The sequence below is a fragment of the Limnofasciculus baicalensis BBK-W-15 genome (assembly GCF_024178385.1).
GTDB lineage: Bacteria > Cyanobacteriota > Cyanobacteriia > Cyanobacteriales > Coleofasciculaceae > Limnofasciculus > Limnofasciculus baicalensis.
In genome coordinates this window covers 16,130-27,233 of record NZ_JAMZMM010000035.1, presented here as the reverse complement: position 1 = coordinate 27,233, position 11,104 = coordinate 16,130, and the positions used below count along the sequence as shown (strand labels likewise).

The following is an 11,104-nucleotide window of genomic DNA, read 5'->3' as shown; positions in this document are numbered from 1 at the left end:
CCCCACACCCCACACCAAAAAACCCACACCCTACTCCCCACTGCCCATTCCCTATTTGCAGCATGGAATGTAAAGATTAAAAGAGAAGCTGCAAACGCCCTGGGAACGATTATGTCAGACTCGCGATTATCTATTGCTCAACATTACCACGAGCGCACTAAATACGATCCGGAGACGATCTCGTCAAAAAATAGGAGACTTGACTGGGAGAATCAACCCATACCCTATAAAGATTATAAAGTTGGTGCTAACTTCGATCTCAAACCCTATCTCAGAGACGATTTCTCAGCTTTTGCTAAAGAAGGGGATCAATCCTGGCGGCGACTGTCGCGACTGTTGTTGTGCAGTTATGGATTGACGGCGAGAATGGAGACGATGATGGGGCAACCCATGTATCTGAGGGCAGCGCCTTCTGCTGGTGGATTGTATCCGGCGGAAGTTTATTTAATTTCTCGTGGGACTCCTTTATTACCTTCAGGAATTTATAATTATCAGTGTCGCACCCATTGTCTAATTAATTTTTGGGCGAGTGAAGTTTGGCAAGGATTGCAAGATGCTTGTTTTTGGCATTCTGTTTTGGAAAAAACGGATTTAGCAATTATTATCACGGCAATTTTTTATCGCTCTGCTTGGCGCTATGAAGATAGGGCTTATCGGCGAATTTTTCTAGACACGGGTCATTTATTGGGTAATATTGAGTTAGCATCGGCTTTGAATGGCTATCGTCCTCACCTGATTGGCGGCTTTGGGGATCGGAAGGTGAACGATCTACTTTATCTCGATCCGGAACAAGAAGGTGCGATCGCGGTTATTCCTTTAACAGATTTATTCAATGGGCAAGAAAACGTATCATCTGAACCCACAGTATTACCCTCTGCTACTCAGTTGAACTATCCCAAAGTGCCTGATGGAGAATTATTGATTCATTTCCATCGCGCTACCCAAATTGAAGAGAAGAAAAATGGGCAAGTGCCCAAAGGTTTAGCTACCGATAAGTCAGGGGATGATAAGTACAATTTCCCCTTCTGTACGAAGGTTTCAACCGCGACAATCCCGATCGGTTGGGGTGGAAAAACAAAGAAAGGATTTGCCCCACCAAATTTAGAAGATATCATTCTAAAACGGAGATCTACCCGTGCTTATAATGGTGCTAATTTGACTTTGAATGAACTCAATTCTCTCCTAGATTTTACCTACCAACCTCAACATTACGTTCCTCAAGGATTGGATGGTGATCCTGATTATTTCGATTTGAGTTTAATTGAAACTTTTATCGCTGTCTCTGGGGTGACTGGTTTAGAAGAAGGCTGCTACTATTATGCACCAAAAGCTCAAGAATTACGACAAATTCGCTTTAAAAACTTTCGCCGAGAGTTACATTATTTATGTTTGGGACAAGAGTTGGGTAGGGATGCTGGGGTGGTGTTGTTCCATACTGCGGATTTGAAGAATGCTGTGGCAAAATATGGCGATCGCGTTTATCGTTATTTGCACATGGATGCGGGGCATTTAGGACAAAGGTTGAATTTGGCGGCGATATATTTGGGTTTGGGTGTAAGTGGAATTGGTGGTTTTTTTGACGATCAGGTGAATGAAGTATTGGGAATTCCTACTGATGAGGCTGTTTTGTATATTACCACTTTGGGTCGTCCTCGAAGGGGTTGATAATTATGAAGTACACAATAGAAACCCGGTTTCTATGTACCCATGTATCTGAAAAGTGCTGTTGCGATAACTATTCTTAATATCTGACTCCATCATAAATTCCCTGTCTAATAGCTTCAGTCTATTAAAACTTAAATCCTGATCCGGAGTCGGTTTCAACCGACTTAAGCTATTAGACAGTGGTTTTAACCACTGGCGGGTGTGCGGGTGTTCGAGTGGATGTATTGTTGCCATGGCGTACTTTTCCAAAATACAATTAAACGCGATCGCGCAATTGATTAAAATCGGGAAAAATAACAAAAAATAGGGGGTTGTTTTACACCTAATCTGTAGGGTGCGTTAAGTAACGAACCCTATTATATATAGCGTGAGTAATATCGAAGATTTACGGCAAATTTATATCTCTAATTTATAGCAGTCTGGGGTTGGGATAGTTTGTTGAGTGGGATGTGGGATGTGGGGAAAGACAATTTTCCTGCAATAGCGTAACCCTCTCGCAGGAAAATTGCGATATCGCATTATAATCTGTAAAGAAACCCCTCTCATTTCAATACAATGCCCCCAGCCGTTTCCCTGCAAAACGTTCACAAAAATTACAATAAAGTACCCGTTGTCAACGATTTATCCTTCTCCATCCAATCGGGAGAAATGTTTGGTCTCCTCGGTCCTAATGGTGCGGGAAAATCTACTACAATCAGGATGCTAACTACCTTAACTCAACCCAGCCAAGGTAAGATTGAGATCGAAGGTTACGATGTAGTACGCCAACCCTTAGCAGTGAAGCAAAATATTGGTGTTGTCTTGCAACAAACCAGTGTGGATATTGACCTTACTGTGTGGGAAAATATGGAATTGCATGGAAGATTACACCACATTTCTAATCCTGAACGTAAACAACGCATTAATCAATGGTTAGATTATGTTGAATTATCGGAACGTCGGGATTCGCTGGTGAAAACTCTCTCTGGTGGGATGAAGCGCCGCCTGCAAATTGCGAGGGCATTATTACATCAACCCAAGATTCTATTTTTAGATGAACCTACTGTAGGATTAGATCCCCAAACCCGCCGCCGTATCTGGGAAATTATTCGCGATTTGAATAGGCAAGGGATGACAATGTTACTCACTACCCATTATATGGATGAAGTGGAATATTTGTGCGATCGCATCGGTATTATGGATAGTGGTAAATTAATTGAATTGGGCACTCTCCAAGAGTTTAAGTCACGACATGGGGAAGGCTTGGTGATGAAACAAGTAGAGGAAAGGTTTGAGTATAAGTTTTTCCCCACTTTGGCAGATGCAAATGCTTATTTAGATAGTTTACCTGATAAAACGGGTATGATGGTTCGTCCTTCTAATTTGGAGGATATTTTTGTGGAAATGACGGGAAGGCAATTGGATTAATTGATAGGAAAAATCTCTTTTATCCTCAAGTGATGGGAGAAGAAAGCAAGTAAATATTTTGTTGGTCAATCCTTCAGTTTTTGTATAAACTAGGGCAGATGACCAAATATTTTTCTTGAATAATCTAGTAGTTCCTCATTCTTTAATAACTCTTGGTAATTAGGATCATTTTCAAATTTCTTATATCGATTGAGGACATCCATTTTAGTTGCATCACCATCAAGTTCTTTCCCTTGAAAAGAACTTCCACCTCCCTGACCTTTGACTTGATTGATACCAGTATCAGAAAACTGAAATTTGAGTTGAGATGCAAGTTGCTTCCGATAATCAATATTTACAAACCACTGATTATAATTCACGCAAACTTTATTGTTTTTCAAATAATCAGTTTCTCCCAGGTATTCTTTAGCATAGGCAATCCAAATATCAATCATTGTTTGGTGCTGTCCTTTAACTTTAATGTAGTTTTTCTTAATTCTACTAGCTAAAAGATTGAAAGGATCTCTCAGAATTAGTAGATCGTAGCGTATCCTGCTTTTTCCTAAGTAAAGATCGTGTTTTTTTTCAAATTCTTGGTCAGCAATCTGCTCCAGACTATAATCTTCGTAGCTGTAAATCAAACAATCTTTCTTGACAAAATCACCCAACGCCTCTCGTCTTAAATGATCTTCTGGATAGTGTTGATATAGAAAACGGTAAGGATTTTCTGATGCTACAACATTGTTAAGATGCCATACCTCACCAGTATGTTGCTTTCTGACCCAGTTAATAATTGCATGATTGCCGCTGCGTCTTAGTCCAGCTACTCTAATCTCTTTTTCGTTAACTATTTGGGGAAGAACATGTTTTTGTGTAATCATTCTCAAAGTATCATGTACTTGATATTTGAAATTTCTTTTAGCTTGGCGAAGTAGATTGAATATCTTCCCCTGATAAATTTTTTGCATCACAATCGAGTACCTATAAATGAGATTTAACTGATTCAGACATTCTAAGGAGTAATTGTCCTCACTGTCAATACCTGGGGCGGTGTAGAATCTGGAGGATAAACTAAATCTAAATTCACCTCTCGCTGGACTCCTGGTGGCAGTTTTAAAGTCACTAAAGGTTCACCCGGCTGTCCCCGTCGCTGGACTAAATGGACATATCGGGTTTGTTTTTGTCCTTTGTCATCTTCATAACTTAGTCTTACCGTACCGCGAAAGAAGATTTGGTTTGATTGAGGATTTAAAAATAGCAATCTATCTGTACCTCCTTCATCTTTTAACGGAGTTTGCAGGGATACGGTGACTGTCTGAGGTTGAGGGGTAGTATTTTTTAGAGGTAATGTTAAATTATATTCCACCCCATAATTACTGTGAGCAAAATAGGCTGTATCGGGATAGCGGGCTAACATGTTGGCACTTTGAATTTGCCCGGTACTGAGGGTAATTAAATGGACAGTACCGATAACATAAGAAAAGGCTTGACCTGGAGCGGGAATTCTGAGAAAATCTGATTCAGGACTATCAGTAATTTGGGCTAACCATTCTGTCCCTTGGGAAACCCCCGCGACGCGACCAAAAACAGTGGGTTCTTGAGGCGGAGACAAAGGAGTAGGTGTGAGATTTCGGGGTTGGGCAAGTTCCCCTTCAATTAGTAAAGCTTGCCATTCGGCTAACGTAGGCGGGCGGAAATTTCCGTTACTATTACGAGGTGCTTTCATGGCAAGATTGGCAATATAAACTTTACCATTACTTTGTAAGTGAATTAGAGTAGAACGACCATTAGAAGCAGGAGCTTGTTTGATTGGAATTGCTTTATTCATTAATATTTTACTTTCCCCTGGTGCGAGAATGATTTGGGCAGGAAAATCCTCATTTCTAATCCCGCGCAATACATCCCCCATAGTCCGACTACCGGGACCGGAATATATATTGCCGTTGGTATTATCTGCGATATCAGCTAAAGGAATAAAAGGGGCATCTGGTGTGGCGAGATAACTGGCGGCTTGTAAAATATCTACTGTAACAGTTTTGTCTGTGGGATTTTGGACGATTAATCCTTGATAAAGGGGACGGGTTTGATCTTGAGTTTCCGCCCTAGCAATATGATGGGTGAAGATATCGAATCTCCCTTGAAATGGAAAGTTGAGATGGGCTGATGAAACTATTTTGTTTTCTGGAGTAAAACTAGATAGTAAAATACCATCTTTTTCCACTAATTCTGGATAATTACTATTAAAAGTGGGAATATTATTGAGTCCTCCAGGTAACGCCCGCACCTCTTGCGGCTGAACTTCAACCCCGGCAATATATTGAGGGGGAACCGCATAAATATTTAAAGCCCTACACATTAGGGCGGCGACTTCGCCACGAGTAGCGCGTTCGTTGGGTCGCAGTTGTTTTATATTAGGATAATTGACCACAAGGGTATTGACAGCAGCAGATGCGATCGCGTTTACTCCATATTGAGGAACCTGTGCCCCATCGGTAAAATACTGTCTTAGTGTATTACTGGGATTATTTGGTATGCTGTAATTCATCGCCCCTGCGAGGACAGCAACAGCTTGGACGCGGGGAATAGGTTGGTTTGGTTGGAATAATCCCCCAGGATAACCCGAAAAAAACCCTCGTTTATAAGCATCGCCAATAGCGCGATAAGCCCAATAATTCGTCGGGACATCGTTGAATGTTGTTCCCTCCCGCTTAACTGCGGCATTAGGAAAGGCGTTTAGCATTAATACAGCAAATTCGGCACGGGTAATGTTCCCATTGGGGCGAAAACTCCCATCAGGGTAACCTGTTACTAATTTGCGGGGTTTCATTTGGTTTATACAGTTGTTTGCCCAGTGGGTTTCTATGTCAGAAAATGCTAATACCATAGATGAGGAGAAGAGAGAGGTGATGAGGAGGGATTGGGCGATTTGCACCGCGATATTTTTGAACATTAAGAATATTCTCAATAACTAGACTAGCCAAAATAATGATAGCAGTATCTGTTACTATCATACCGCCATAAGATCGCCTACTTCCTTCGTGTCTTAGTGTCTTGGTGGTTAAATAATTAACAATTATTCCAGTACCGAGTAAAATATACTATAAGACAACAGTTAAGTTATACAAGTAACGGAGACCTAAATATGCCCAGATTAATTACAAAACCATCAGTTGTGGAAGCTGCAGGTAATAAACCAAAAATAATTGAAGAATTCATTGGTCGAATCAATTCAGGAACTGACCAAGTTAGCATTGCGAGAATGACAAGTCCAGGGGGTTGGATTGAACCAGGTCAAACGCCAGAATTTGATGAATATACTATAGTTTTGAAAGGACTTTTACGAGTTACCACTAAGACAGATACATTTGATGTTGTAGCAGGGGAAGCCATCATTACCTACAAAGGAGAGTGGGTGCAATATAGCACTCCTTTGTCTGAGGGGGCAGAGTATATGGCAATCTGTTTGCCAGCATTTTCACCGGAAATGGTGCATCGAGATACCTAACTTAGTGTAAAGTTTTATAAACAAAAGTAAATCGAGCTAGAGAAGATTTTGTAACATTGTCAACCTCGATTGTCTAAACCCAAGATTTTTTCTAGAAAGCGGGTTTATGAGCGTAAGTCCTGTTTGTGTTAGAATGGAGAGAGATCGGAACAGAAGAAGAATGACCCAAGTAAATGTTGGCAAAAATGAAGGGATTGAGTCCGCCCTGCGTCGATTTAGGCGGCAGGTTTCCCAATCGGGAATTTTCGCGGATTTAAAGCGACTGCGGCACTTTGAAACCCCTCTGGAAAAACATAAGCGCAAAGCAATCGCGAGACGGCGGCAAAAGCGTTTTCGTCGTCAAGAATCTAATTCGGCAATGGGTTAATTTTTAGATTTTACATTTTAGATTGATAACTTTTCCCAATCTAGAATACAAAGAAACCCGGTTTCGCCGAAGTTACCGGGTTTCTGGGATTTACCTAATAAACCTGCAATCGGCTGTAATTTGTCTCAATCTAAAATCTAAAATTGCCTAAAATTCATAATCTACTTCAAAAATTTCAGTATATTCAAAATTATTGGGACTAGGCTTAACCAAATCATAGCCGACACCGCCGATGTCAAGAAAATCGCGATCGCAATCTGGTTTAGGTGAATTATAAGTCAAAACATATTCCCTGCCAATATACCTCTCCATCTCTTGTGCCACCTCACCCCGCCACTGAGTCTTAGTAACTAAAACAATCAGTTGATTGGCTAATTTTGGTAGAATCTTAGCAATTTGTCGGCGGTAAATTTCATCCAAACTGCCAAAAGGAGAATCCATCACCATCGGAAAAGTGCTACTATCAGGTCCCATCAGTGCCCGCTCTTGAATCCACTCCCGTACTCGATCGATAATACCACCAATAAAAGATAAACTGAGGATCTGATTTTCCCCAGTAGACGCAGCCACCAGAGTTTCCTTTCCCGCTGTATTTTCCACCAGAGTAAGTTCATATTTATCACTAAGTTGAGGAATGTAAGGTGTAAAAGAAATAGAGTTAAAAATTTCCTGCACCCGCTTTTCCAAAGACGTGCGAAACTGATCCTCCAGCCTTACCCTTACCTCCGTTAAGCGCTCAATCCCATCCTGAGCCGCAGCAATCCGTCGCTGTGCTAACCCTTGCTTGGCTTCATTCATTTTATGCTTGGCAATCTGCTTAATTTTCACATCTATATCTATTTTTAACCTCTCAAATTTCTGATGATTTGCACCTTTTTCTAAAATCAAATCTCGAATCTTTTCCTCCATTTTATCCAATATTTTTTGCAACTCCATAATATCTTCATCGGGAAAAGTCCGCAATTTCTTCTTAATATCATCCAATTGCGTCTCAATCCGAGAAAGTTCGGTTCTGCTTTGGACAATAATACCTTGCTGTCTGTCAACCTCCTGCCAAAATCCCGGCACTTGCTTGTCAATTTCCTCCACTTGAACCCCCATCCGAATCGCACTTTCCTCTACATCCGCCATTCCCGCCTTATCTAACCAAGACACTACATGTTGATGAGAGTGACTTCCCTCAATTAATTCAGCCCCACAAATGCAGCGTTTTTGCTCCAACAAATCCCCAATAAATTGTTGCTTAATCCCGATAGGTAACTCTCCCCTAGAACGTAATTCCTCCACAATTGAACGAAATTCTGCCGTTTTCGGGGAAAGCAAAACCGTATAACCCCGCGTGGATATCGCCTTTTTTAATTCCTGTTGCGCCTGTTTAATCCGATCTCGCATTACTTTTTCTTGTGCTTGAAGTTCATCCCGAAGCTGTTGCAACTCCCTTGCGCCACCAAGTTCTAATAAGCGATCGCTTATTGTTCGTTTTAAGTCATTTTGGTCTGCTACTTCCCGATCTATTTCCTCTTGACGATTCAATATGCGATTAGTTTCTTGTTCTAATTGCTCTTGTTCTTTCAGGATCTTCTTAGTTTGGGCATCGCCAATTAATACTAACTCAGCCTCCAAGCTTTTCTTAGCTTCTTTCAAATGCTTTATCCCACGAGTTAAAACCTCCACTCCCAGCAAGGTTTTGGTAGCTTCAGCAATTTCTGCCTTCTTATCTGAACGGACAATTTGCTCGATTCGTTCCCCATCAAAGAAAAAATATTGATGCAAACTCGCAGGCAAAATGCGACCAATTATATCTTCTGGAAGTTGTTGTGGAAGTACCCACCGTCCATCATCTCCGGCAATTTGTAGGTATAATTCGCTTTTTCCCTGTTCAATTCCCGCCTCCGTCTTGTAAGCACGACAAACTCGCTTCGCCTGATAACGTCTATTTTGATGCTCGAACCCAATTTCTACCCAACATTCTACTAATTCTTTGATTTTAGCTTCGTGAATTGCCCGTTTATTTACTAATTGATCTTCTGAGGAAAACGCCGCAGTGAATTTTTCATACAGTACCCAGGTAAACCCATTCAAAAGGGCAGTTTTGCCAGAGCCATTATTACCGTGAATAATTGTAGTGTTTCTTTCTCCATAAGCCAAGACAATTTCTGGCGTTTTGCCGTAAAACTGACGAAAATTGTAAAGCCGGATGGACAACAGCCTCATTGCACCTCTTCCTTAATAATTCTTAAAATATCGTCATTGATATTCCGGGGATTTTTCATGTATAGTTTATCTTTTTCTGCTTGCAATACCCGCTCAATGATGCGGCGCACCTCTGGAGGAGCGCTGATAATTGGTTCTTGCACGTCGGTTAACTCTACATTCCGATCGTAGGATGATTGCTTCTCTGCCAATATCCTGGATATCGCTTGGGTAGCAATGTCTGGGTATTTGAAGGTCATATAAAGGATGAAGGTTGAAGGATGAAGGTTGAAGGTTGAAGGTTGAAGGTTGAACGCTTTATAAAGTTACGATGAAGTTAATGTGAAGTTACGATGAAGTTAATGTGAAGTTACGATGAAGTTTAGAATAAAGTACGGATAAACCATGAAGTATAGCCCATTTTTGAAAGATCAAGCCTAAAGTAGGAGAAATTAAACTTTATTTGTAAATTTTTGGTAAATTTATGGTAGAGTTATAAGTTCAAGGTAGGTGTTGCTGCTGTCGAAGCAGTAACAACACCTACCTTGAACTTAGTTGGCACAAATAAAGCGAAATCAATAAGAGTCTGGGAAGCATCTACATACTCAGGTTTACTTTGCAAACAATTTCTTAATATGTCTTAACCTCAAATCGTTTATTTGTCCTGACTCGCTGTTATCTTTCACGCTCTCTCTCTTGCAAACGTCATCAAGGTGTGCAGAAAACCATGAAACAACCAATTATTGCGGCTGGTTTTACCATTTTTACCTTCATGTTGCCCGTTGCGGCTGAGGCTTCCACATTTAATCATATGTATGTTTTTGGGGACAGCCTCTCCGATCCTGGTAACATTTATAATGCTACTAAAGCAGCAAATCAGCTAGGTTTACCTCCTGGCTCAGTTCCACCCATCCAGCCAACAGTTCCCCCTTACGAACCGGGAGGACGTTTTTCTAATGGTTTGAATTGGGCGGACTATTTAGCACAAGATTTGGGCATAAATCTCAAAGCATCTACAGAATTGTCCGTACTTTTCCCAGGCTCTAGCACGTTTTCTCCGATTACCTTAATCAACAATAAACCTGTTATTAGTCCCTTCTTCAACGGTGCAACTGCTACCAACAGCGTTAACTTCGCTTTTGGTGCGGCGCAAACGGGACAATTTGGTGCTGGAGATTTCGGTGAACTTGTACCAGGAGTCCTAACTCAAGTTGGTTTATTTGCCAATGACTTAGCCACAATTGGTCAACAAGCCGATCAAGACGCTCTCTATGTGGTATTTGCAGGACCGAATGATTATCAAACAGTTCCTGATGGTAATCCTGTGGTATCAGTGGGGAATTTAGCGACAGCTATTCAATCACTTTACGCTCTCGGCGCTCGTAATTTCTTAGTCCCAAATTTACCAGATTTAGGCAAGACACCTCGCGCTCTTAGTCCCAATCCTCCAGTCGCTTCTGACATTCTGACTGCTAAAACTATTGCTCATAACACCCTCTTAGATAACACCATCAATGGTTTGGAAACAGCAATACCGGATATTAACATTATCGGTTTGGATGTTTTTAGCCAATTGAATAAGCTTCGCTCCAATCCCGGACAATTTGGTTTTACGAATGTGACTGAATCTTGCTTAAATCCAGATACCTTCACAGTTTGTAGCCAACCAGATGATTATTTATTCTGGGATGGTATTCATCCGACAACCGCAGGGCAGAAGGAATTAGCAAAAGCTGCTTGGGAAGCCCTAGAGTCAGATCGTAAGTCTGTTCCGGAACCGACATCTCCAATTGCCCTAGGATTGTTGGGGGCGGGGTGGTTGGTGTACGGTAAATCGAAGAAATCACTGCGGAAGTCTCAGTTGCCGGATGATGTGGCTAAAGTTGCTTGATGAATTTCAGTTTGGGTTCGTTATTGCTAGTGTTAGATCCCCGATTTCTTGGAGAAGTCGGGGATTTTTGGTTAAACTTAGATCTTGCACGCCTGCG

General features: G+C 41.3%; 9 protein-coding genes. 5 read left to right on the top strand and 4 right to left on the bottom strand.

Annotated features, from left to right (window positions below; all coding sequences use genetic code 11):
- Positions 1–111 precede the first annotated feature (111 nt).
- Positions 112–1,665, top strand: a complete 1,554-nt coding sequence (locus NJ959_RS05860; RefSeq protein ID WP_254010819.1) for a SagB/ThcOx family dehydrogenase — start codon at positions 112–114, stop codon at positions 1,663–1,665.
- A gap of 555 nt (positions 1,666–2,220) precedes the next feature.
- A complete protein-coding gene (locus NJ959_RS05855) occupies positions 2,221–3,072 on the top strand; it encodes an ABC transporter ATP-binding protein (protein WP_254010817.1) in 852 nt (283 codons plus the stop codon).
- Positions 3,073–3,161: 89 nt separating this feature from the next.
- Here NJ959_RS05855 and NJ959_RS05850 read toward each other — a convergent pair whose 3' ends face one another.
- Together NJ959_RS05850 and NJ959_RS05845 are read right to left on the bottom strand one after the other, a co-directional pair.
- Positions 3,162–4,019, bottom strand: coding sequence for a hypothetical protein (locus NJ959_RS05850; protein WP_254010818.1), 858 nt, complete (start codon positions 4,017–4,019; stop codon positions 3,162–3,164).
- 44 nt (positions 4,020–4,063) lie between these two features.
- Positions 4,064–6,001, bottom strand: a complete 1,938-nt coding sequence (locus NJ959_RS05845) for a DUF3370 family protein (protein WP_254010816.1) — start codon at positions 5,999–6,001, stop codon at positions 4,064–4,066.
- Positions 6,002–6,193: 192 nt separating this feature from the next.
- Between NJ959_RS05845 and NJ959_RS05840 the strand changes: the two genes are divergently transcribed.
- A complete protein-coding gene (locus NJ959_RS05840) occupies positions 6,194–6,556 on the top strand; it encodes a cupin domain-containing protein (protein WP_254010815.1) in 363 nt (120 codons plus the stop codon).
- 160 nt (positions 6,557–6,716) lie between these two features.
- Positions 6,717–6,923 (top strand): 30S ribosomal protein S21, encoded by a 207-nt coding sequence (gene rpsU, locus NJ959_RS05835; RefSeq protein ID WP_254010814.1) that lies wholly within the window; start codon positions 6,717–6,719, stop codon positions 6,921–6,923.
- Positions 6,924–7,070: 147 nt separating this feature from the next.
- On the opposite strand, the gene NJ959_RS05830 is transcribed toward rpsU, so the two are convergent.
- A complete protein-coding gene (locus NJ959_RS05830) occupies positions 7,071–9,137 on the bottom strand; it encodes an AAA family ATPase (RefSeq protein WP_254010813.1) in 2,067 nt (688 codons plus the stop codon).
- Complete coding sequence (locus NJ959_RS05825) at positions 9,134–9,376, bottom strand: hypothetical protein (RefSeq protein ID WP_254010812.1); 243 nt, start codon at positions 9,374–9,376, stop codon at positions 9,134–9,136. The genes NJ959_RS05830 and NJ959_RS05825 overlap by 4 nt, the downstream gene beginning before the upstream one ends.
- 467 nt (positions 9,377–9,843) lie before the next feature.
- Between NJ959_RS05825 and NJ959_RS05820 the strand changes: the two genes are divergently transcribed.
- Positions 9,844–11,007 (top strand): SGNH/GDSL hydrolase family protein, encoded by a 1,164-nt coding sequence (locus NJ959_RS05820; RefSeq protein WP_254010811.1) that lies wholly within the window; start codon positions 9,844–9,846, stop codon positions 11,005–11,007.
- Positions 11,008–11,104 lie beyond the last annotated feature (97 nt).